The sequence below is a fragment of the Candidatus Marimicrobium litorale genome (assembly GCF_026262645.1).
Classification (GTDB): Bacteria; Pseudomonadota; Gammaproteobacteria; order Pseudomonadales; family Halieaceae; genus Marimicrobium; species Marimicrobium litorale.
Map to the genome: position 1 here is coordinate 1,049,536 of NZ_SHNO01000001.1, position 22,165 is coordinate 1,071,700.

Here is a 22,165-nt window from a genome sequence, read left to right on the forward strand (position 1 = left end):
AAGGTAGCAAACCATCCTGTTTCGAACTTTAGTGCTAGAATCGCTGCATGCCAGCCCCGGACACGCCAATGCACCCCTCCCTGTTTAGACGATTGACGGCCATGCTCTACGATTCTCTGCTGATTGTCGCATTGGTATTTGTGGTGAACGGTGCTGTATTGGGTATTATGGCTAACATCGGAGTAGCCGAAGACCACACCTTGCGGCCATGGCAGGCCCAGATTCTGACGCTGGCCTGTATCGTTATATTTTTTACCCTCTTCTGGATAAAGAGCGGTCAAACCCTGGGCATGCAGGCCTGGCGCATCAAGCTGGTGGATTTTCACGGCAACACACCTTCCGTCGCGCTGGCCATGCTGCGCTGCGCCGGGGCGCTGCTGTCCGCTGCCTGTTTTGGCCTCGGCTTTCTCTGGTGCCTTGTAGATCCGAACAAAAGGTACTGGCACGATTATCTGTCTCATACCGAACTGATACTACTGCCCAAAAAGGACAAAAAAACGTCGGGCGATGATGAAGCCTGACTGCGCTGATCTGTTCCGGTTCAGTTTACACGCACAGAAGCTTACACTGGGACAATCAAGGCGGGCCATTAATCACCCGCGCCGCGGCACACTGTATGCCACCCACTGAATAGAGGATTCGAAATGACAGCCATCACCTTTACAGCCCGTGACGTCAAGGATGCCGCAAGCGCCAAGACGCAGTGCGCGATATTACCTCTTTTCGAGGGTGAGAAGCTGTTAGGGCCAGCACTGGAGATTGATCGCGGCGCCTCCGGTGCGATCACAGCCGCACTGGCTCTGGGTGATTTCAGGGCCAAAAGAGGCCAGAGCCTCATGCTCCCCGGGAGCGGAGGCGCCAAGCGAATCCTGCTGATCGGTTGTGGCGAAGGCGACTCCTTTGATCGTGCCGCAGCGCGCCGCTTTTGCCAGACGATCTGCGGCGCGCTGCGGGATAAAGCTGCGAGTGACGCAATGCTTCACCTCGCTGGACTGCACCTTCGCAAAAAAGACATTCGGTGGGCATTGAACTACCTCGCGACCCATTGCACCCGATCGGCCTACCGCTACGGCAAGACGCTCTCCAGGCCCCCTGCCCCTTGGAAACTCAAGCGCTTGATCGTCAACACAGCCGGCAGCCTTGGCGCTAACGCCGCGGCCACTGCAATGAACCAGGGGCGAGCCGTGGGCGCAGGTATTAACGATGCGCGTGAACTGGCTAACCTGCCAGGCAACGTCTGCACTCCCACTTATCTTGCGAAACACGCACGCAGCATGGGCCGAGGTAATACCCGTCTGACAGTGAGCGTTCTGGAAGAGAAAAAAATGCGTGAGCTCGGAATGGGGTCACTTCTGTCTGTATCGGCCGGCAGTGAGCAACCGGCCAAACTGATCGCGATGCAATATAAAGGTGCAAAAGCATCGGAAAAGCCCTATGTACTCGTTGGCAAGGGTATTACGTTTGACAGCGGCGGAATCTCACTGAAGCCCGGCGCCAAGATGGATGAGATGAAGTTTGACATGGGCGGCGCCGCCAGCGTCTTCGGAACAATGCGAGCTCTCGTAGAGCTTGAATTACCCATAAATGTAGTCGGATTGATCGCAGCTGCAGAGAACATGCCCAGCAGCCGCGCGACCAAACCGGGCGACGTGGTAACCAGCATGTCCGGCAAAACTATCGAAATTCTCAACACTGACGCAGAAGGCCGACTGGTGTTGTGCGATGCGCTCACTTTTGCCGCCCGATACAAGCCAGCCGCAGTCATTGATATTGCAACTCTCACCGGCGCCTGTGTGGTCGCGCTGGGGTCTCACGCATCTGCGCTGTTCGCTAACGACGAAACTCTGGCAGAACAGTTACTGGACGCAGGAACGGAAGCGCACGACCGAGCGTGGCGTATGCCACTATGGGATGAATACCAGGGGCAACTGAAGAGTAATTTTGCCGATATCGCAAATATTGGTGGCCCCGGTGGAGGAAGTATTACCGCTGCGTGTTTTCTGTCGCGCTTTGCCGAGCATTACAAGTGGGCTCACCTTGATATTGCGGGCTCCGCTTGGAATAGCGCGCCAAAGGGCGCAACCGGCCGCCCGGTTGCGCTTCTTATCCAATATCTCATGGACCGGGCGAGCAAACAGGGATGACGCTGGTCGGCTTTTATGTCGTGCAGTCGACCCAACCGGGAGACCGCATGCGGGTTGCGGCCAGATTGGCAGACAAAGCTTTCAGTCGCGGCCACAAAATATTTATCAATGCCTCAGATGAGACTGAGGCAAAGCAACTGGATGAGCTGCTGTGGAGCTTTCGGGCCAGCAGCTTCCTGCCACACGGTTTATTCGGCCAGGAACATGCCGAAACCATTGGCATTGGCTGGGGCCAGGATCCCGACCAGCACAACGACCTGTTAATCAATCTGCAGCTGGCTATTCCTCCTTTTTTCAGCCGCTTTGCCCGTGTCGCAGAAATCGTAACTCAGGAACCTGCCAGCCTCGATGCACAACGGCAATCGTGGAAATTTTATCGAGAACGAGGTTACCAACTGGAAAAGCACGATCTTTAACCCGTTGCGGCCAATTCCGGTAAGCTTCACGCTAACGTATAATCGCGCTGCGTTGCGCTCATGGGGCACTGCCCCACACGAAACCCAATAGTATTTCGGGACCCATCCTCCTATGGACAAGACATTCCAACCCTCAGAGATCGAATCCCGCTGGTATCAAGAGTGGGAGGAGAAAGGTTATTTTTCTCCACAGGGAGGAGATGAGCCCTACTGCATTATGATCCCGCCGCCCAATGTAACGGGTAGCCTGCACATGGGCCATGGGTTTCAGGAGGCCATCATGGACGCGCTGATCCGCTATCACCGGATGCGTGGCTACAACACCCTGTGGCAGGTCGGTACAGACCATGCGGGAATCGCCACCCAGATGGTCGTGGAGCGCCAACTGGAAGCCCAGGGAATTAATCGCCACGATCTGGGCCGTGACAAGTTTGTTGAGAAAGTATGGGAATGGAAAGAGGAATCCGGCGGCACAATCACCCGCCAGCTGCGCAGACTGGGGTCATCGCTGGATTGGTCGCGGGAGCGATTCACCATGGATTCCGGCCTGAGTGATGCAGTGCAGGAAGTGTTCATTCGTCTGTACAAGGAAGGACTGATTTACCGCGGACAACGCCTGGTCAACTGGGATCCGGCACTGCACACGGCGATCTCCGATCTCGAAGTCATCTCAACCGAACAGAAAGGGCACCTCTGGCACTTTCGCTACCCGCTCGCCGAAGGTGAGGAGCACATCGTGGTCGCCACAACGCGACCGGAGACCATGCTGGGAGATACCGCGGTCGCGGTTCATCCCGATGACGAACGCTATGCCCACCTGATTGGTCGTAAGATTAAACTGCCATTGACCGATCGGGAAATCCCTATCATCGCTGACAACCATGTTGATCGAGAGTTTGGTAGTGGTTGCGTGAAAATTACCCCCGCACACGACTTCAACGACTATGATATGGGCACACGGCACGGGTTGCCTATGATTAATATTTTCACTGAGGATGCATGCATCAACGATGCCGCCCCTGAAAAATATCGAGGCATGGATCGCTTCGACGCCCGTAAAAAAATTGTAGAAGATCTCGAGTCGCTCGGCCTGCTGCAAAAAACCGTCGACCACGTAATGATGGTCCCCAAGGGGGACCGCTCAAATGTTGTTATCGAACCATTCTTGACCGATCAATGGTACGTAGACGCAAAAAAATTGGCGGAACCCGCTATCAAGGCCGTTGAGGATGGCGACATTCAGTTTGTACCCAGCCAATGGGAAAACACCTATTTTTCATGGATGCGGGACATACAGGACTGGTGCATCAGCCGGCAACTATGGTGGGGCCACAGAATTCCTGCCTGGTATGACAATAAAGGCAATATTTATGTCGGTGAAAACGAGGAAGCCTTGCGCAAAGAACATGGCCTTGCAATGAACATTGAGCTCACGCAGGACGAAGATGTTCTCGACACCTGGTTCTCCTCGGCACTGTGGACTTTCTCCACCCTTGGCTGGCCCGAAGAAACGGAAGATCTGGCTACATTCCATCCCAGTACGGTTCTTGTTACAGGCTTCGACATCATCTTTTTTTGGGTCGCGCGAATGATTATGATGACGTTGCATCTCCGCAAGGAAGTGCCCTTTCATACGGTTTACGTACACGGCCTTGTCAGGGACAACGAAGGCCAGAAAATGTCCAAGTCCAAGGGCAATGTACTGGACCCTATCGACCTTATTGATGGAATCGACCTTGAAACTCTCGTAACCAAGCGCACCGCCGGCATGATGCAACCCCAGCTGGCTGCCCGAGTCGAGAAAATGACCCGCAAACAATTTCCCGATGGCATCGCTGCTTATGGCACCGACGCCCTGAGGTATACCTATTATTCGTTAGCCTCCACGGGGCGAGACATAAAGTTCGATATCGGACGCATCGAGGGATATCGAAATTTTTGCAATAAAATCTGGAATGCCGCCCGCTATGTGCTGTTGAATTGCGAAAACGAGGACTGCGGAGCCAATTCTTCATCCACCGTACACCTCAGCCTCGCGGACCAATGGATAATCAGCAAACTGCAGGAAACCGCAACCGAGGTGGAGGGTGCAGTTTCCAGTTATCGCTTTGATTTGGCGAGCCAGTCGCTGTATGAGTTCATCTGGAATGAATACTGTGATTGGTATCTGGAGCTGTCCAAGCCCATCCTGTGGGACGAAGACGCATCACCTGAGGCGAAACGCGGCACACGACAGACGTTGCTGCGCGTAATGGAGAGCAGCCTGAGGTTACTGCATCCCATGATGCCTTTTATCACCGAAGAGATCTGGCAAACCATTGCCCCACTGGCGGGTTGCAGTGGCCCCACGCTGATGTTGCAAGCGTATCCGCAGGGAAAGCCGGAGCTGGTAAATCAAGCCGCGTGCGCTGATATCGAGTGGCTCAAGTCGGTTATTGACGGCATCAGGAATATCCGGGGCGAAATGAACATACCCCCCTCAAAGGCGATACCTGTATTACTTCGAAACGGCAATGAAAACGACCGGACAAGGCTGCAGCAAAATTCGCGATACCTGAAAAAGCTGGCTAAACTCGCCAGCGTTGATTGGTTGCCCGAAGGCGAGGAACCTTTCGCGGCGACCGCGCTGGCTGGCGACCTCGAGATTTTGGTCCCCATGGCGGACCTCATTGACAAGGCAGCGGAGATTTCACGACTCGACCGCGAGATTGACAAGCTGAAAAGTGATATCAGCCGTCTGGGCAATAAGTTGGGCAACCAGTCCTTTGTAGATAAAGCCCCGCCGGCAGTCGTTGCCAAAGAACAAGAGAAATTACAATCTCAGCAGCACGCCCTGGAAACGCTCGAAAAACAACGGCAAAGAATACAGCAATTTTGACCGCAGCAGGATGAACATGCTGTGCCGCTGGGTGTAGAGCGCGAACCAGGAATAATAATAAACAGCCAATAAGCCGAGGTAGTGCATGAGTGAGCGAATAAACGGTACCGTGAAATGGTTCAATAGCGCCAAGGGATTTGGCTTCATTGCCAGAGAAGAACACGAAGATGATGTATTTGTTCATTTCCGCTCAATTCAAGGCGACGGATTTCGCACCCTGAACGAGGGCCAGGCAGTAGAGTTTACGCTCGTAGAAGGCCCCAAGGGGTTTCAGGCTGAGGATGTACTCAAGCTATAGCCACTCGTACCAAATGTCTTGCGCGCGCTTCTGCTAGAAATGCCATTATTTTGGCAAGCGAGGGCAGAGGCCTACAGCGAGAAATATCATCACTACGCAAATTCGATAGGCTGTATTTGTTACGCGACGCGCACAAGTTGCTCCATTGGTGTTAGACTTCCCGCCTTTAATACCGTGCGGTCCATGCACGGGCCATTATTGTGAGGAATCCAATGAGCCTAATTGCCAAGCTGTGTATCAGTTTCGTTATCACTGCCATCGCCACTGCTATCTGCACCATGATGCTGGATGGCGCGCCTGTGCAGTTTTTTGACCTGCGTATAGCAATCGCGTTTTTTGCATCGACGACGGCCACTGCCATTATCGTCGGCGCTATCACCGCCCAATCTCAGACTAATCCAGACATTGTAGCAACCAGCCCCTCCAGTGACACGGGGCAACGGGATCAAGGCACTGTCAAATGGTTTAACGTCTCGAAAGGGTTCGGCTTTATTGTGAAGGAAGATGGCGAAGAGATATTTGTACACTTTCGCTCAATCCGCGGAGAAGGCCGCCGCAGTCTGAGAGATGGCGAAGCCGTCAACTTCATTACCACTGATAGCGAAAAAGGTCCCCAGGCCGAGGACGTTGTGGCAGAGCGCTGAGTGTCTAGACGCGGGGAACCGTCCCAAACACTCCCTGCCAGTAAAGCTGGATCATTCTTGCACCCTCCTGCAACAGTAGCTCGGACGATGCCCCGCGTTCTTCAAGCATCATCTCCACAATGGCGTAACCGAGATCAATGGAGAGGTGCGCCTGCGTCTTGACCAGTTCATCCTGTTCACGGTCCAGTAAAGGGGCTACCGTCAACGCAAACTGATCTGCTATGAGACGATGAGAGTCAAGGCGTAATTCTTGTAGCGGAGTGACTGCACGCAGTGCCTGAACGATTTCACGGCCACCCGTTGCCTGCTCCGTGACATAATGCGTTTGCTGCAAAAGGACATGGACATTGTCCAGCAGAGTTCGAGGATCTCCTTGCTGCAGGTAATCGTCAAACCACTGCTGAAATACCGCATTCTGCTTGTCCATCAGGCGAGCGCCAAGCGCATGCAGCACAGCATATTTGTTGGGAAAGTATCGATAAACTGCCGGAACGGTAATGCCGGCGCGCTCGGCCACCAGATTAGTAGAGATGCGCTCAACGCCTACTTCAACCAAGAGCGCTGCCGCCGACTCCAGTATGGACTCGTAAGTGCGCTTTGCTCTGGCTTGCTGGGGCTTGTTTTTTTCCAGCAACTCGACCCGCTGCCTGCTAGGCTCTGTCATTTATCAATTCCTGTCATGCGTGTCTTCAAGCCACGGAATCGTAACCCAGCGAAGAAAGCTCCGCCAGTTATCTCCTGTTACGGGAACAACACAAACTCTGGCGTCACAGCTGCGGCAATGACACAATGCCAAGCTGAAAGGATAACTCCTGGATCGATTCATGACGTCAAGCCCTTCATGGCAAACTCATCGCCGCATTTCGACGGGACTTCTGTCGACTATCCTGTTTATGCTTTCAACCGTCGCAGCATCTTCTATCGCCTTTGAGCGCACGGAAAGTCGCGAGCCTTGCAGTGAATTCAACTCATCAAAACGTCCGATGTTTGGTGATCTTCACGTGCACACCAGACTGTCTTTCGACAGCTATGTGTCCAGTCAACGTAATGATCCAGATACAGCGTATCGTTATGCGAGGGGCGAGGCCATTACGCTGCCAGACGAAGATGGCAACCAGACCGTGATCGCAAAAATTCAACGGCCGCTGGATTATACCGCCGTAACGGATCACGCGGAGTTTTTGGGCCCCATAAACCTTTGCACCACAAATTCAAGTAGGCCCGTCTATTGGTTTCCCGCCTGCATTGCCACCCGCAGTGATAATTTTTATATTCAGTTACTGGCAGCTAATTACTGGGTCAACCTCGGTGTAACCGGCACGGCTCAGCAGAAGGAAGAATCAGTCGTATGTACTATTGACGACTGCAATATGGCTCACCACGAGGCCTGGCAGCAAATTCAGGAGGCGGCAGAACGTCACTATGATCGCTCCTCTGATTGCGCATTTACGACCTTCGTTGGCTACGAGTACACGGATGCACCCGATTTCTCCAATCTTCACCGCAATGTGATATTCCGCAATGAAAATGTAACCTCAACAGCGATTTCTACCTACGACACTGGATCAAAAAATTACCCGGAGCTGTGGCGGCGCCTGCGCCGGGAATGCAGCAGTGGTACTGCAGGGTGTGATGTCATATCTATCCCGCATAACTCCAATCTGAGCAGGGGCCTGATGTTCTCTGATCCAGCCAACGAAGAGGACGCACTCAATCGGCTGTATTTTGAGCCCCTGGTGGAACTTGTTCAGCACAAGGCGGCCAGTGAATGCCGTTTCGATCGTCTGCTGGGCCTTGGCGTCGCAACCGAAGATGAGCTGTGCGACTTTGAACAGACCGAGACCGATAACCTCTCTATGCTAGGCTCGATTTTTGGAGAGTTACGCACTGACGAGGCCGCCCCGGTAGCCATTGGCGATTTCGGCCGGCGCAACATGGTGCGCAACGTTCTTAAGGATGGCTTACAGCTTGAAAAGGAGAGTGGCATAAACCCCTTCAAGCTGGGCTTTATCGGCAGCACGGATACCCACAGCGCCACACCAGGCGCAGCGGAGGAAGACAACTATGTCGGACATCTCGGCAGGCGCGATTCTGGCTATCGCAACGTGCAGGACCACTTTTTTGATAACCCGGGCGGACTCGCCGTAGTGTGGGCCGAGGAGAACTCCCGCGACAGTATTTTTGCAGGCATGCGCGCACGAGAGACCTACGCCACCAGTGGGACACGGCCCCTCGTGCGTTTTTTTGCCGGCGCGAAATACGCCGCCGACATGTGCAGTGATCAACAGATGGTCGAAAAAGCCTATGCGGGGGGCGTGCCCATGGGTGGAGAGGTTTTTGGGTACCGTGATAGCCCAGTTTTCCTGGTCAGTGCCAGCAAGGATGTTGGCAGCCCGGGACACCCGGGTACCGATTTACAGCGTATCCAGATAATCAAGGGCTGGCTGGACAATCAGGGACGCACACATGAGAGAGTGTTCGACGTGGCAGGGAGCGCCAGTCAAAAGGCTGGCGTCGATCCCGAAAACTGCGCCACTGTGGGTAAGGGCCACTCACAACTTTGCCGCGTTTGGCGAGATCCGGATTATCAACAGGGCCAGCGCGCCTTCTATTACGCCCGTGTGCTCGAAAACCCCAGTTGCCGTTGGAGCACCCTGCAGTGCCAGGCAGCCGGTGTAAACCCCTTCGATCAGAATTGCAGCGCCCAGGCCGAGAGAAAAAATATAGCATCAAGGGATGCCGGTGCCATTGGCGATGTCTGGGGGAAATGTTGCCTCAATCCCGATAATGAACCGTTTTATTCGCCCACGCTGCAGGAACGCGCGTGGACCTCTCCCATTTGGGTCAACCCTTCGCAAAACAACGAGGCATCGCTTTGAAGAAGCACAACACCAAGACCGCATACCGAATCCACGGCGCAGTTCTGCCAACCAGTTCCCATCCGGCTATTCGCGCAGTCAAACGCCAGACCGATGCGCCCTCCATTCACGGCAACAAACTTTGGAAATCCAGCCGCCTGGTTATAGATTACTTGACTAAAAACCCACCGGAGCACAGCAAGCGGGTGCTCGACGTCGGGTGTGGTTGGGGCATTTCCGGTATCTGGTGTGCCAAGACGCTGGGCTCAAAAGTTACCTCTATGGATGCCGACCCCAGTGTATTTCCATTTTTAGACGTGACGGCCGATCTTAACGGCGTGAAGACCAAACACCTAGTGTCTCGCTTCGAAGACCTGACCGTAAAAAAACTATCTAAATACGACATACTGATCGGCGCGGATATTTGTTTCTGGGATGAACTGGTAAAACCAGTGTCAAATATGGTGAAGCGTGCTGTCAAAGCCGGCGTCAAGCAAATTATTATTGCGGACCCTGAACGAGATCCCTTTTTCGAAGTGGCGGCGCGATGCGAAAAGCGCTATCAGGCTGAAACCATCGAGTGGGAAACTCGTGGCTCGGTGAAAGCGCGAGGATCGCTGCTAATTATTGAGAACCACTGAACGGAGCCCTGCCCTGTATCAGGTTGCCCAGAGTCCATTCGCTATGGGGCACACTGCCCCATTTATGCCAAAAAGTTGAATTACTGCCCCATTTGCTTTGTCAGGGCTTAACATTACAGCCGCGTGGTGATATAAAGCCGACCCGTTTGGCGCCGTGGGGTTAATGGCAGCCTGACGACAGCCCTATTTCAGGAATATGGGCGAAACCAACACACCACAATCGTTAAAAACCTGTTTCCCTGTGCCTTGTGAGTGAGAAATCGCGGAAACTGGACTATGTTTAAACTGTAGCCTATCAACTCGGACGCTTTGAAAACACATGAAACAACTGGGAATACTCGACTCCGCCTTCGTTAATCTGGAACAGACCAACACACCGCAACACGTTGGCGGCATGGGCATATACGATCCGTCTACCGCGCCGGGAGGCTTTGTAAGGTTCAAGGACGTCATTGCAAGCTTTGAGCGACGCTTGGGGAGCATGCCCCTGTTTCGAACTCGACTGGTAGAAGTCCCCGGTGGGCTCGATCGCCCCTACTGGGTGAAGGATGCCAACTTTGATGTGGAGTTTCATTTAAGACACATCGCCCTGCCCGCGCCCGGAGACTGGCGGCAACTGTGCATCCAGACCGCTCGACTGCATTCCCGCCCGCTGGATATGGCGCGTCCGCTTTGGGAGGCTTACATCATCGAGGGCCTGGATAATATTCCCAACCTGCCCAAGGGCTGCTTTGCCGTCTACACTAAAATGCACCACTCACTGGTTGACGGCGCAGGTGGCGCATCCTTTATGACGGCGCTTCACGATCTGGTACCCGACCCTGAAGATAGTCACGCTGGTGACTCAGAGCCTCGACTTGTAGACACGATACCTTCTGTTAGTGAATTACTGACCAAGGCCACGATTAATAGCGTCAAGAATACGGCGCAGCTCGTCACCGGAACCGCGCGCAGCGCTCGGGATTTAACCCAGTACGTCGCCGATGTTGCACTTAAGAAAATCCCTGCACCGGATGTGTCCGCCCCCAAAACAATTTTGAACAAGCCGGTAGGCCCACACCGCGTGTTCGACGCCGCTGAATTTCCGTTAGAGGGCTTCAAGGACATTAAAAACGCTGTAGGGGTCAAGGTCAATGATGTTGCGCTAGGCATCATTGCGGGAGCATTAAAACAGTACCTCGAGGAAAAAGGTGCGACTCCCGCCTCGGGATCTCTCGCTACGGGAATACCGCTTAACATGCGGACACGACGTGGCACTACTGAAGAGAACAATCAGGTCGGATCTATTTTTGCTTCCCTGCACACAGATGTAGATGACCCTGTTGAACGCCTGCATGCCATTGGACTATCGACCGAAGAAGCCAAGAAAAGCGGTGAAGCGAGTCCGATGGTGGACGCGCTGATGCTGGCCGGTGTTTTGTCGCCGATGGTCTCAAAATCTGTTGCCCGCTTCTGGTCACGTAACGAACTCTCACGGCATATACCGCTCAATATTTCCACCTGCATATCCAACGTGCCCGGCCCCGATTTTCCTCTCTATTGCGCCGGGGCCCGCATGGTCGACTACTACGGCCTGGGTGTTCTAACACCCGGCATGGGCATCTTTCACCTCGTATTTAGCTATGCGGGGAAAATCACTCTGTCAGTCTTGGCTGATCGAGATATCATACCTGACCCTGAACGCTATCACGACTGCCTTGTCGCTTCTTATGAGGAGTTGTACGCTGCCGCAATAAAACTGGGGCCAGGACGACCGCGCAACGCCGATGTGGCGGCCAAAGCTAAAATCCGCTCACCCAAGCGCAAACGCACTGTCAGTAAAAAGTCCTCCAAGACCTCTACCGCCGGCAAGACTCGTTCGAGGTCAAACGCGGCGCGAGCGGACGGGAAAAAGGTAACCAAGAAGAATCGCAGTAAGCCCAGCGGCATAAACGGGGCGAGTCCCGCCAAGAGCCCGATGCAGGCAGCCGCCCGCAACGAACCCACCAATCCCGCCTGACCAGACTGCGAGACACGCCTCAAAAACTCGCCACCGGCGGGCTTGATCCGCGCAACGTGGTCTGAGCGCCTAAATGATTGAGTGACCGCGCTACCATGAGAAACGCGGGCGATGAGCACTGGCAGTGTCTCCAGTCGGTGGTAGACTCAGATCGACGCGAGTGACTCTGCAACGCACTGGAAATACACAGTGTCTGTACCGCCATGATCGCAGCGGCATATATTTTTCGAGAAGTAACACTTAAAGTACTGTTATTTATGTATTATTTTTATTTATAGGGCCAGCCCAAGTCAGGCACCACACGCTACTGCGTGCTCACCCCTGCCTCTGCCGGCATCTTCAGGACAGGGTCAATGAAATTAACGGACTGCCAATCACCGACGGGGTTATCATCAACCTCGATTGAACGCTGGACACGGACACGCCTAAGGCTCCTCTGTGACTGCACAGCCGGCTAGCCTCTATTGGCTTGCTGAAGCCCTCGCAGATTTTTGCGAGCAAATCAAAATCCGCGCGGATAAAAATGTCCTCCTGCCGACAACCGAAGAACATTATGAGCAAAAAAAAACGCGACATACCGCAATTTCAAACGCCAATCATTGAGACCCATTGCCACCTGGATTATCTTGACGTCGAGCAACTGGCGGGAATCCTTAAAAAATCCTTTGAGGTGGGTATAGAGCGCATTGTCACTATCGCGGTCTCTCCCGATAACCTCGAAAAAGTGATGGCACTCACACGTGAGTCATCTGCTATCTGGGGCACACAGGGTATCCATCCGCATGAGGCCAATCACTACAATACGAATGTTGAGGAAATGATCAGAGCGAATGCACAGAACCCGCGCATTCTTGCCATTGGAGAAATCGGCCTGGATTATTATTACGATCATGTCGATCGCAGCATCCAGCGCAACGCTTTTGAACGCCAGTTGGAACTGGCAGCCGAACTGGATCTGCCCGTTGTGATCCACAGCAGGGACGCGGATAAAGACACTCAGGATATCCTGCAGAGCTACAGCGGCCGACTCCCGCGAAAGGGCGTGATACACAGCTTCACCTCCTCAAGGGCACTCGCAGAATACTGCCTTTCCGAGGGTTTCTTTTTGGGGTTTAACGGCATTACCACCTTCAATAAAGCCGATAACGTGCGTGAAGTGGTCAGCATTACTCCGGTGGAACAACTGATCCTGGAAACCGACGCACCCTATCTCACACCGGTACCTTATCGAGGCAAACCCAACGCACCCTACTACCTCCCCTTCATCGCGGAGAAAATCGCCCAGGTCAAGGATATTGCAGTGGAGGAATTGTTGCAGCGAGCATATGACAACAGCCTATCGCTGTTTTTTCGGTAATAGAATTCCAGCACGTACCACCCACCCCGCTTGCGAGGGTAATTGAAGCACTAGCCCGCTTTCGGTGATAGACTACGCGCCGTTTGAGCAAAGCACTGGGCCTTTCATTCGGTAACGAGCATCTTTGATGGAGTACATTATCGGACAGCGGTGGGTCAGCCACGCCGACGCCCAGTTAGGGCTTGGCATCGTGGTTGATGTCGAGGATCGCCGGGTTACTCTCGCTTTCCCCGCCGTGGAGGAAGAGAGAACCTATGCCATCGACAATGCCCCTCTCACACGGCTGCGCTTCAAGCCCGGCGATCACCTCTCTACCGTGGACGAGGTCGACTTGCTGGTGACAGCCGTGCATGAGCAACAGGGACTACTGGTTTACGTCGGTTCGGATCATCATGACAAGGAGGTCGCGGTATCCGAGCTAGAACTGGATGCCTTTGTACAGCTGACGACACCACAGCAGCGTCTGCTCAACGGTCACTTCGACACGCACAGCGATTTTGCCCTGCGCGTCGCCACATTCACGCATGCCGACCGCCTGCAGCGGTCTCGCATCCGAGGCCTCGCTGGCTTTCGCGCGAGCCTGCTGCCCCACCAGATCTATATCGCTAGCGAAGTGGGTAAAAGGCACGCTCCCAGGGTCCTCCTGGCCGACGAGGTGGGGCTGGGAAAAACCATTGAAGCCGGCATGATCATACATCACCAGTTACTGACCGGCCGAGCGTCCAGAATTCTGATACTAGTGCCTCCCACTCTGCTACATCAGTGGCTGGTAGAAATGCTGCGGCGGTTCAATCTACATTTCGCACTATTCGACGAAGAGCGTATTGCTAGCCTCTCTGAGGGCAATCCTTTCGAAAGTGAGCAGCTCGTACTGACCAGTCTCGACATACTGACATCAAATTCCCAGTTACAGACCGAGGCACTTGCGGCACAGTGGGACATTGTCGCTATCGATGAGGCGCACCATCTGCAATGGACACCGGAGGAATCGGGGGCAGACTACTTATTCGTCGAGGCATTGGCACAGCAGACCGCCGGCCTGCTGCTACTGACAGCAACGCCAGAACAAATTGGTCAAGCCAGTCATTTCGCTCGTCTACGCCTGCTCGACCCGTCACGCTTTCACGATTTACAGCGCTTTTGTGACGAGGAGAATCAGTACCGTCACTGGAGTGATATGGTGGAAGCCCTTGAAGCTGGGCAAACGGTCGAGGAACTGCCCGACGGTCTTGACCCTGAGGCGGCTGCAGGCAGCCTTGTAGAGCAAATTCTCGACCGGCACGGAACCGGACGTGTACTGTTCAGAAATACCCGCAGCGCCATATCTGGCTTCCCGCGCCGCGTATTGCACCCCGCACCTCTCTCCGCCCCCGCAGAGTATTCATGTATAAACGACGAGCTACAGCTCAATCTCTACCCCGAGCTGCGCTACGACAATGACACCTGGTTATCGTCAGACCCGCGCGTGAGCTGGCTGGAAGCGACATTAAAATCTCTAAGGCCAGCCAAGGTGCTGGTGATATGTGCTCATGCCGAGACTGCCATTGCACTTGAACACTATCTGCATCTGCGGGCCGGTATTCGCTCATCGGCCTTCTACGAGGGCTTGTCGATCATCGAGCGTGATCGTGCTGCCGCCTACTTCGCTGATGAGACCAGCGGAGCCCAAACGCTGGTCTGCTCCGAGATAGGCAGTGAGGGCCGGAACTTCCAGTTCGCTCATCACCTCGTCCTGTTTGACCTGCCTCTGAATCCCGACCTCCTTGAACAGCGAATCGGTCGGCTCGACCGTATTGGTCAAGAGCATGACGTAGAAATTCACGTTCCCTACCTTGAGCACACGGCGCAAGAGACTCTATTTCAGTGGTACGACCGTGGCCTTAATCTGTTCAAAGAAAGCTGTTCAGCCGGTTTCATGATTTTCGAGACATTCCAGACAAGGCTGTACAAGCAACTAAAGCAAAGAGACACCGGCTTTGACAAGCTCATCGACGACAGCGCCGAATTTACAGTGCAAACGCGTAATGAACTAAGAGAAGGCCGAGACAAACTACTGGAACGCAACTCCTGTAAGCCGAAAATAGCCGGAGAACTGATCGAGGAAATAGCCGCATCTGATACAGATGGCTCTCTCGAACCCTATCTTGAAAGCCTATGCGACGCCTTCGGCGTCGACCAAGAATTCCACTCTGAGCAAAGCCTGATTTTAAGGCCTTCTGAGCACATGCTCACAGGCCACTTCCCGTATCTCAAGGAAGAAGGCACGAGCATTACCTTCCAGCGTGAACGTGCCCTTGCCCGAGAGGATATGGAATTTTTAAACTGGGAGCACCCCATGATCATCGAGGCGATGGATATGGTGCACTCAACCGAGCTGGGCAACGCGGCCCTCGGCACGCTCAAACTGAAAGGCGTAGCACCAGGGACCATGCTCCTCGAAGTTCTTTATACGATTAACTGTATAGCACCACGTTCACTCCAGGTAGAGCGATTCCTGCCATTGAGTCCGATGCGCCTGCTGGTAGACGCTCGCGGCAAAGATCTGGCCAAAATTGTTCCCCATGAGCGCCTTAACGAGTTCATTGAGAAGGTTAAAAAATCGACAGCTTTGGCGATCATCAAACAAGTTGGCGACGACGTGGAACATAAGATGTCGCTCGCCAAGGACCTCGCACAGGAAAGACTTGCTCAGATTCTCTCGGAGTCAGAAAAATCTATGAGAGAAACGCTGGATGCGGAGTTGCTGCGCCTTATTGCCCTGCGCGAGGTTAATCAATCGATTAGGCAGGAAGAGATAGATCACCTTCGCTATCGCATGGACGAGTGCGCAATCCATATTCAGCACGCCAATTTGCAATTGCAGGCGCTGCGCCTGATTATTACCACCTGAGTAATTTGGTGAGCTCGTATAACGGGGTAAGCCATTAACGTGGCCAAGAAACTATGAAAAAAGCGCTTGTAACGGGTATCACCGGCCAGGATGGCGCCTATCTGGCGAAGCTTCTGCTGAGCAAAGGCTACTGTGTCATCGGCACCTACCGTCGCACAAGTTCGGTCAATTTTTGGCGTATAGAAGAGCTCGGCATCGCAACCCACGACAATCTCCAATTAGTCGAACACGATGTTACAGATCTATCCAGTTGCATCCGTCTCGTCGCACAAAAAGAACCTGACGAAATCTACAATCTCGCCGCACAAAGTTTTGTCGGAGTCTCTTTTGAACAACCCATAACAACGGGAGAGATCACCGGCCTGGGTGCGGTCAACCTGCTTGAATCCATTCGTATCGTCAATCGGGATATTCGCTTCTACCAGGCATCAACCTCGGAAATGTTCGGCAAAGCACAGGAAATGCCTCAGTCAGAAAAAACACCATTTTATCCCCGTAGCCCCTATGGTGCAGCCAAGCTATATGCTCACTGGATGACGGTAAACTACCGCGAGTCCTACGATATTTTCGCCACCAGTGGCATCCTGTTCAATCATGAATCGCCATTGCGCGGGAAGGAATTCGTAACGCGAAAGATCAGCGATTCAGTCGCACGCATCAAACTTGGCCAGCTGGATTCGCTCGAGCTTGGCAACCTGGACGCGAGACGTGACTGGGGTTTTGCCGAAGATTACGTACTGGGCATGTACCACATGTTGCAAGCGGAACACGCCGATACTTTTGTGCTAGCCACGGGACGAACACAAAGCATCAGAGATTTCGTCAACATGTCGTTTGCCGCTGTCGATATCATACTGGAGTGGCACGGCGAAAGTGAGGAGGAATACGCATCCGATAGCAGCGGCCGCAGGCTTGTTAGCGTTAACCCGAAATACTATCGTCCCGCGGAAGTCGACACGCTGATTGGCGACGCTACCGCGGCAAAATCTCAGCTTGGCTGGGCACCAAAGATAGGATTGGAGCAGTTGTGCGAGATGATGGTCAAGTCAGACCTGCGACGCAACGAGGCGGGCAGTCCCCACTCAAATGGGTAAGTCGCTTCTCCTAACCGGATCGGACGGCTTTACGGGTCAGCACTTTTCATCTGCCGCACGCGCGCGCAGCTACGAAGTTTACGACCTATCCTCTAATCTAGTGAATGGAAGAGATGTCGCTGAAGAGCTGAAGAATAGACAGTTTGACCACGTAGTGCACTTGGCAGCAATAGCCGCTGTAACGCATGAGGACGAGCACGAGCTCTATGACGTCAATCTTTTTGGAACACTGAATCTACTCGACGCGCTCTCACGGCAAGCTACACCGCCAAAAAAAATATTGCTGGCCAGCAGTGCTAATGTCTACGGCAACGCTATCAGCAACCCGATTTGTGAGACAGCAGAGGCAGCTCCCGTAAACCATTACGCCATGAGCAAACTGGCTGCAGAATACCTTACTCGTAATTATCAGGACACACTCCCTATCGCTATACTCCGGCCTTTCAACTATACCGGGCGGGGACACGATGAGCGCTTCGTCATTCCCAAACTCATCCAACATTTCAAGGACCGGGCGGCGCAGATAGAGCTCGGTAATATTTCTGTCAGACGGGAGTTCAATGACGTACGTTCGATCTGCGAAATCTACCTCGATCTCCTCGATCACGCGGAAGCGGGCGAAGTTTACAATATCTGCAGTGGCACGACTTACTGTCTTTCCGAAATAACCGAACTGCTCTCAAGGCTAACGGGGCACGAGATAGAAATTAGAGTAAATCCTGCCTTCGTGCGCAAGAACGAAGTCTACGAACTGTGCGGAGATCCCAAAAAACTTCGCACATGTCTTGGCTCCATTGAATACCGCCCGCTAGAAGAGACCCTGCAATGGATGCTCACTCAAGGAAACTAGCGCCAGGACCAGACACGATTACGTTATAGTGCGATAAATCGCCAGAGTCTCATCGGCACAGCGCGTCCACGAAAACTTTCCCGCCTGCTCACGTCCTCGCGCCGCCCAGCCAGCCCTCTCTTCCGGACTCTCCAATAATCGTTCCAGATGGAAGGCCAGCTCTTCCGCGTCGCCGGTATCACAAAGCACACAAGCGCCCTCTGCAAACTCCGCCATAGAGGTACCCGCGCGACAAATAACAGGAACACCGCTGCGCATTGCATCCAGCACCGGCAACCCGAAACCCTCGTAAACAGACGGATAGGAAAACACTGAAGCACCTGAAAAAAGATACGGCAGCAGATCAGCCTGCACATAACCGAGGTGGTGGACCGTGCCCTCCTTGATAAATGCCTCTATCCTGTCCACCAGGCCACTATTCCTCCATCCGGATGAACCCGTAATCACCAATGGGAAGGCTTGGCGTAGATTCAATGGCAGAAGGCTCCAAGCGTCCAATAACACATCGATACCCTTGCGGGGCTCAAGGGTAGCGGTCAGCAATACATACTGTTTTTGTTTCAGGCCCAGAGGCGTGAGAGCACTCTGCACATCGTCCCCCGAGCGAGGTTTATACCTGTCATCAACACCCTCGTAAATCGTAACGACTTTGTCCTCGCTAACACGGTAGTGCTCAAGAAGCTCCTCTCGAATAATATTCGATACGGTAATGATGCGGTCCGCGCGGTCCAGTGTTGCGGCCAGATTATTCCCAAGCCAATCGATGACGTTGGAGGAATGGCAATCGGGATAGCGAATATGTGATAAATCATGCACAGTGGTGACGCTGGGGCCAGCGTAGGGTTTCAATATATAGTTTGTTTCGTGGTAAATCGCATCCGGCATGGCGTTCGCATAACCCTCGAAGCGCCAGTCCATGATGGAATCGTAGAGTGCCTTCGTACCAGGAATATGGCCAACAGCTAACCTTATTTCGCCCGCCAGCTTTTCCCATGCGCTGTGGCTATCGTGTCCGCCACGAGCCTTTAGCGCCGTCGTTGCATCAAGTTGCTCGCGGCCCGACTGCCAATGCGTACCGGTAAAACACTCTATTTTATCAAAGCAGTTTCGCTTCAAGTATTGCTCAAGAAGATAAAATGAGTAATTGCCCACGCCTGTTATCGGCGGCCTCAGGGCCTCTGCATTGAATATCAGGTTCACGGTAGATTTATCCGTCTCGCCATAGACAATCAGCCAGGGCCTGGCAGTTGATCAACACCCAGCAGCTGTAACTCAACATCATGCAAAAGGCTTTCCACACTGCGGGTAAATACCTCATGGTTAAACACTTTACTGCGATCGAAGGCTTGTTGAGCCATCTTTTTCAGCAAGGCGTCGTCGATGAGAAGTCGTGCTGTAAAATCCTGCAACTGCCCCAGATTCGAAAAACGAAATCCGGATTTTTCGCTCACGACAATCTCGCGCTGCCCCCCACCGTCGATCACGATGGGCACACAATAATTTTGCATGGATTCTACTGTGGTCATGCCAAAATGTTCGACCCGCTCAGGTAACGACTCATTTAGCCCACAGGCATGCCAGAAAATCGCTGCCCGACGATACAAATCCTTCACTTCTTCAACCAGAATATTCGGCTTTATCTCTATCGAACAACCCGACTCGCGAGCCGCAGCCTGCACGGTTTCGAGATAAGTATTTTCTTCACCACTTCCACCGACGAGGACCAATTTCCAGTCAGATGTCTCCCGGGGATACGTCTTACAAAGCTCGCTGTACGCCTGCACCAGCTCCAACTGTTTTTTACTGCCGGCGAGCTCAAAACGAGACACTGACAATATAATGCGTTCTTTGATATCGGGCCTACTCTCTGGGTTGTACATATTGATAGGTGGATAAATACGTCGCTTATCGCGAAGCTGCCAGCGTTTATCCACCCATTCGCCGGTATAGTCACCGTTAATAACAAGATGATCGTACTTCTCGACCTGAAAAAAACGACCCCGCTCCTGATCAGGAAAATGACAAACGAAAATGGACACCGGCGACAGCGGATTGACTTTTCCCAACATATTCGCGTTTACAAAAATATCGTAGTTGAGTGTCTCCCGGGCAATCACATCAAAAGTATTGCTATTCTGGGTTAGCACCATATGCTCGTTGGGGGTGTGTACTTTTTTCTTGTCAAAGAAAGGAATATTGATAACCTTGACGTCGCTTTTCGCCAAATCGATATCGAACCATTCTCGATAGTCCTCCAGAGCAACCTCGCGATTAAATATATATGTGACGTCATAGCGCTGCTGCATGATCGCTGCCATTTCCGCCACATACCGCTGCCCTCCGCCTGCGAAGTGACCCGCGTGATCATATATCCCGACCCGTATTTTTCTGAGCTCCAGCACGACCTCCAACTGAGTGAAAAAGGTGTAAGCGCTTACATCCCCGATGTAGCCTGGAAGACATTTTCGCAGCGAATTCAGAACCTGAAGGACAGTGCTGGTATCGTGAAGTTGATACAGCGTGCGTATAGCTTGCAAAAGGCTGCGACAGAGAAGGTCGTATTCTTCTTTCTTAAAAAAATGGGAGGACGGAATACAACTAGCCAACTCTAAGGGATAGTGCTTTGCCACAAACAGGAATCTATTGCGGGTACAAAAATAGTCGCACAGAGCGTCAGAAGAGCTGCCATGGTATTGATGATATAAAATGCTGTGAGGCGAATACCACAACTTCCACCCATGGTCGCGACAGCGCACGCTGTAGTCCACATCCTCCATAAACATGATGAAGCTCTCATCCCAGGAACCCACCTCTTCCAAGCATTCCCTGCGAAACATAACGGAGCCTCCCGTCACGTAGTTTCGCTCAACCGATTTACTGTAGCGGTCTGAATCCTCTTCTTCAAAACCGATATCACGGAAATAGAAGTGTTCGACCTCCTCCACCCCGACACTGTTTATCAGCTGGCTATCACTAAAAAAAATCTTACTCTGAACTGCCCCGATTCTTTGATCTGTCTGGAATACCTGCAAAAACCCCTGCACCCAGCCAGAATCAACAGTAGCGTCGTTGTTTGATATGACGATAAAATCGCCAGTGGCCGACGCAATACCAAGATTGAGAGCCCTTGCATAATTATTTTGATCGTTCTTAAGAAGGCGCACACCGGCATACTCAGATTCGAGTAATGCCAGAGTGCCGTCAGTTGAACCATTGTCTACGACCAAAACCTCGAGTGAAAAGTCTGTCGGCGTAATCGCAAAAACTGAATCCAGATAATGAGCAATAAATTCAACAGCGTTATAAGTGACCGTGATCACTGAAACACTTACAGGGCTACTCATAGTGAGTGCCTATCCCGCACATCCAGAGAGGAGACAATGCTCTTCAATTCCACAGCGACGGCATTAGGGTCTGCTGCGGCATGCAGCGGCTTCGGCATGACACGGCATGTTGGACACGGGCTTGGCGGAATAATCCTGCGCCGATTTGCATAATTGGAACCCTCAACCTGGCTGTCATCAAGCAATCGCGCCAATCGAATCCATTCCCGCATATCTTCCATGCGATAATGTATTTCCAGGAAAATACTTTTCAGGATTAACTTTAAGTCACCTTTTTTGATCATCCAGATTGCGTTTGCAGCGCGCTCCCTGAAATAATCGAGTTTTCTAGCCCACTTGGATGACATTACTAACCCCTTAAACCCTTAAACCCTTAAACCCTTAAACCCTTAAACCACCGACTGTAAGCACATTATAGGCACACCATTCTCTGCCTGATCCAGGCTCTTCCTGCCGCGCGTGCCGCATTATTGACCCCAATAGATATGGGCCGCAACAGCTGCTTGCAACCCACTAGCCCTCACTCATTCAATCCATCGCCGTGCATTTTCGCTCATGACGAAATTGTACAGCGATACGCGTTCCTCTGACAAACAACCCGTTCAGCTCGCCAAGTCACTCCACGAAATAGCCGAGAAATCCCTGCAATTTGTCTACAGCATAGTTTAATGGAGTGGACGTTACCTTCATCTAAGTGCAATATTGACTCCCGTCAAAGCTGTGCTGCCTTTTTCGTCGCGCCCGAACACTGT

At 52.8% G+C, this 22,165-nt stretch carries 17 protein-coding genes; 13 read left to right on the forward strand and 4 right to left on the reverse strand.

All coding sequences use genetic code 11. The features are described 5' to 3' along the window. The first annotated feature begins 47 nt into the window (after positions 1-47). From EYC82_RS04820 to EYC82_RS18260, 6 genes are all read left to right on the forward strand, one after another. Positions 48-521 carry an RDD family protein gene (locus EYC82_RS04820; RefSeq protein ID WP_279248410.1) on the forward strand — a complete coding sequence of 158 codons (474 nt, stop codon included), beginning with the start codon at positions 48-50 and terminating at the stop codon, positions 519-521. Between the two features lie 123 nt (positions 522-644). Further along, on the forward strand, positions 645-2,144 hold the full coding sequence (locus EYC82_RS04825; protein WP_279248411.1) for a leucyl aminopeptidase: 1,500 nt from the start codon (positions 645-647) through the stop codon (positions 2,142-2,144). Next, positions 2,141-2,560: a DNA polymerase III subunit chi gene (locus EYC82_RS04830; protein ID WP_279248412.1), complete on the forward strand. Its 420-nt coding sequence runs from the start codon at positions 2,141-2,143 to the stop codon at positions 2,558-2,560. Before EYC82_RS04825 ends, EYC82_RS04830 begins: the two co-directional genes overlap by 4 nt. A gap of 112 nt (positions 2,561-2,672) precedes the next feature. Then, complete coding sequence (locus tag EYC82_RS04835) at positions 2,673-5,438, forward strand: valine--tRNA ligase (protein WP_279248413.1); 2,766 nt, start codon at positions 2,673-2,675, stop codon at positions 5,436-5,438. 85 nt (positions 5,439-5,523) lie between these two features. Continuing rightward, the gene (locus tag EYC82_RS04840) at positions 5,524-5,736 is read left to right on the forward strand and encodes a cold-shock protein (protein WP_279248414.1); all 213 of its coding nucleotides are present in this window, start codon (positions 5,524-5,526) and stop codon (positions 5,734-5,736) included. Between the two features lie 212 nt (positions 5,737-5,948). Continuing rightward, positions 5,949-6,380: a cold-shock protein gene (locus EYC82_RS18260; protein ID WP_479722993.1), complete on the forward strand. Its 432-nt coding sequence runs from the start codon at positions 5,949-5,951 to the stop codon at positions 6,378-6,380. Between the two features lie 4 nt (positions 6,381-6,384). Here the strand turns inward: EYC82_RS18260 and EYC82_RS04850 are convergent, their stop codons facing one another. Then, positions 6,385-7,044: a TetR/AcrR family transcriptional regulator gene (locus tag EYC82_RS04850; RefSeq protein WP_279248415.1), complete on the reverse strand. Its 660-nt coding sequence runs from the start codon at positions 7,042-7,044 to the stop codon at positions 6,385-6,387. Positions 7,045-7,204: 160 nt separating this feature from the next. Between EYC82_RS04850 and EYC82_RS04855 the strand changes: the two genes are divergently transcribed. The 7 genes from EYC82_RS04855 (at position 7,205) to EYC82_RS04885 (ending at position 18,069) form a co-directional block, all read left to right on the forward strand. Further along, the gene (locus tag EYC82_RS04855) at positions 7,205-9,259 is read left to right on the forward strand and encodes a DUF3604 domain-containing protein (RefSeq protein WP_279248416.1); all 2,055 of its coding nucleotides are present in this window, start codon (positions 7,205-7,207) and stop codon (positions 9,257-9,259) included. Further along, positions 9,256-9,879 (forward strand): class I SAM-dependent methyltransferase, encoded by a 624-nt coding sequence (locus EYC82_RS04860; protein WP_279248417.1) that lies wholly within the window; start codon positions 9,256-9,258, stop codon positions 9,877-9,879. The genes EYC82_RS04855 and EYC82_RS04860 overlap by 4 nt, the downstream gene beginning before the upstream one ends. Positions 9,880-10,198: 319 nt before the next feature. Beyond that, the gene (locus EYC82_RS04865; protein ID WP_279248418.1) at positions 10,199-11,878 is read left to right on the forward strand and encodes a WS/DGAT/MGAT family O-acyltransferase; all 1,680 of its coding nucleotides are present in this window, start codon (positions 10,199-10,201) and stop codon (positions 11,876-11,878) included. Positions 11,879-12,431: 553 nt separating this feature from the next. Beyond that, complete coding sequence (locus EYC82_RS04870) at positions 12,432-13,235, forward strand: TatD family hydrolase (protein ID WP_279248419.1); 804 nt, start codon at positions 12,432-12,434, stop codon at positions 13,233-13,235. 127 nt (positions 13,236-13,362) lie between these two features. Next, the gene (rapA, locus tag EYC82_RS04875; RefSeq protein ID WP_279248420.1) at positions 13,363-16,125 is read left to right on the forward strand and encodes an RNA polymerase-associated protein RapA; all 2,763 of its coding nucleotides are present in this window, start codon (positions 13,363-13,365) and stop codon (positions 16,123-16,125) included. 53 nt (positions 16,126-16,178) lie between these two features. Beyond that, on the forward strand, positions 16,179-17,219 hold the full coding sequence (gmd, locus tag EYC82_RS04880) for a GDP-mannose 4,6-dehydratase (RefSeq protein ID WP_279248421.1): 1,041 nt from the start codon (positions 16,179-16,181) through the stop codon (positions 17,217-17,219). Next, complete coding sequence (locus tag EYC82_RS04885; protein WP_279248422.1) at positions 17,212-18,069, forward strand: GDP-mannose 4,6-dehydratase; 858 nt, start codon at positions 17,212-17,214, stop codon at positions 18,067-18,069. Before gmd ends, EYC82_RS04885 begins: the two co-directional genes overlap by 8 nt. Before the next feature lie 18 nt (positions 18,070-18,087). Here EYC82_RS04885 and EYC82_RS04890 read toward each other — a convergent pair whose 3' ends face one another. The 3 genes from EYC82_RS04890 to EYC82_RS04900 are packed head-to-tail and all read right to left on the reverse strand — an operon-like array spanning position 18,088 to position 21,760. Beyond that, positions 18,088-19,269: a glycosyltransferase family 4 protein gene (locus tag EYC82_RS04890; RefSeq protein WP_279248423.1), complete on the reverse strand. Its 1,182-nt coding sequence runs from the start codon at positions 19,267-19,269 to the stop codon at positions 18,088-18,090. Positions 19,270-19,298: 29 nt separating this feature from the next. Continuing rightward, positions 19,299-21,413, reverse strand: coding sequence for a glycosyltransferase (locus EYC82_RS04895; RefSeq protein WP_279248424.1), 2,115 nt, complete (start codon positions 21,411-21,413; stop codon positions 19,299-19,301). Beyond that, positions 21,410-21,760 carry a hypothetical protein gene (locus EYC82_RS04900; RefSeq protein ID WP_279248425.1) on the reverse strand — a complete coding sequence of 117 codons (351 nt, stop codon included), beginning with the start codon at positions 21,758-21,760 and terminating at the stop codon, positions 21,410-21,412. Before EYC82_RS04900 ends, EYC82_RS04895 begins: the two co-directional genes overlap by 4 nt. Between the last annotated feature and the right edge of the window lie 405 nt (positions 21,761-22,165).

Excerpts from the sequence above, each read along its gene's own strand:
- EYC82_RS04820 (WP_279248410.1), top strand. The coding sequence starts at position 48 with ATGCCAGCCCCGGACACGCCAATGCACCCCTCCCTGTTTAGACGATTG.
- EYC82_RS04825 (WP_279248411.1), top strand. The coding sequence starts at position 645 with ATGACAGCCATCACCTTTACAGCCCGTGACGTCAAGGATGCCGCAAGC.
- EYC82_RS04830 (WP_279248412.1), top strand. The coding sequence starts at position 2,141 with ATGACGCTGGTCGGCTTTTATGTCGTGCAGTCGACCCAACCGGGAGAC.
- EYC82_RS04835 (WP_279248413.1), top strand. The coding sequence starts at position 2,673 with ATGGACAAGACATTCCAACCCTCAGAGATCGAATCCCGCTGGTATCAA.
- EYC82_RS04840 (WP_279248414.1), top strand. The coding sequence starts at position 5,524 with ATGAGTGAGCGAATAAACGGTACCGTGAAATGGTTCAATAGCGCCAAG.
- EYC82_RS18260 (WP_479722993.1), top strand. The coding sequence starts at position 5,949 with ATGAGCCTAATTGCCAAGCTGTGTATCAGTTTCGTTATCACTGCCATC.
- EYC82_RS04850 (WP_279248415.1), bottom strand. The coding sequence starts at position 7,044 with ATGACAGAGCCTAGCAGGCAGCGGGTCGAGTTGCTGGAAAAAAACAAG.
- EYC82_RS04855 (WP_279248416.1), top strand. The coding sequence starts at position 7,205 with ATGACGTCAAGCCCTTCATGGCAAACTCATCGCCGCATTTCGACGGGA.
- EYC82_RS04865 (WP_279248418.1), top strand. The coding sequence starts at position 10,199 with ATGAAACAACTGGGAATACTCGACTCCGCCTTCGTTAATCTGGAACAG.
- EYC82_RS04870 (WP_279248419.1), top strand. The coding sequence starts at position 12,432 with ATGAGCAAAAAAAAACGCGACATACCGCAATTTCAAACGCCAATCATT.
- rapA (WP_279248420.1), top strand. The coding sequence starts at position 13,363 with ATGGAGTACATTATCGGACAGCGGTGGGTCAGCCACGCCGACGCCCAG.
- gmd (WP_279248421.1), top strand. The coding sequence starts at position 16,179 with ATGAAAAAAGCGCTTGTAACGGGTATCACCGGCCAGGATGGCGCCTAT.
- EYC82_RS04885 (WP_279248422.1), top strand. The coding sequence starts at position 17,212 with ATGGGTAAGTCGCTTCTCCTAACCGGATCGGACGGCTTTACGGGTCAG.
- EYC82_RS04895 (WP_279248424.1), bottom strand. The coding sequence starts at position 21,413 with ATGAGTAGCCCTGTAAGTGTTTCAGTGATCACGGTCACTTATAACGCT.
- EYC82_RS04900 (WP_279248425.1), bottom strand. The coding sequence starts at position 21,760 with ATGTCATCCAAGTGGGCTAGAAAACTCGATTATTTCAGGGAGCGCGCT.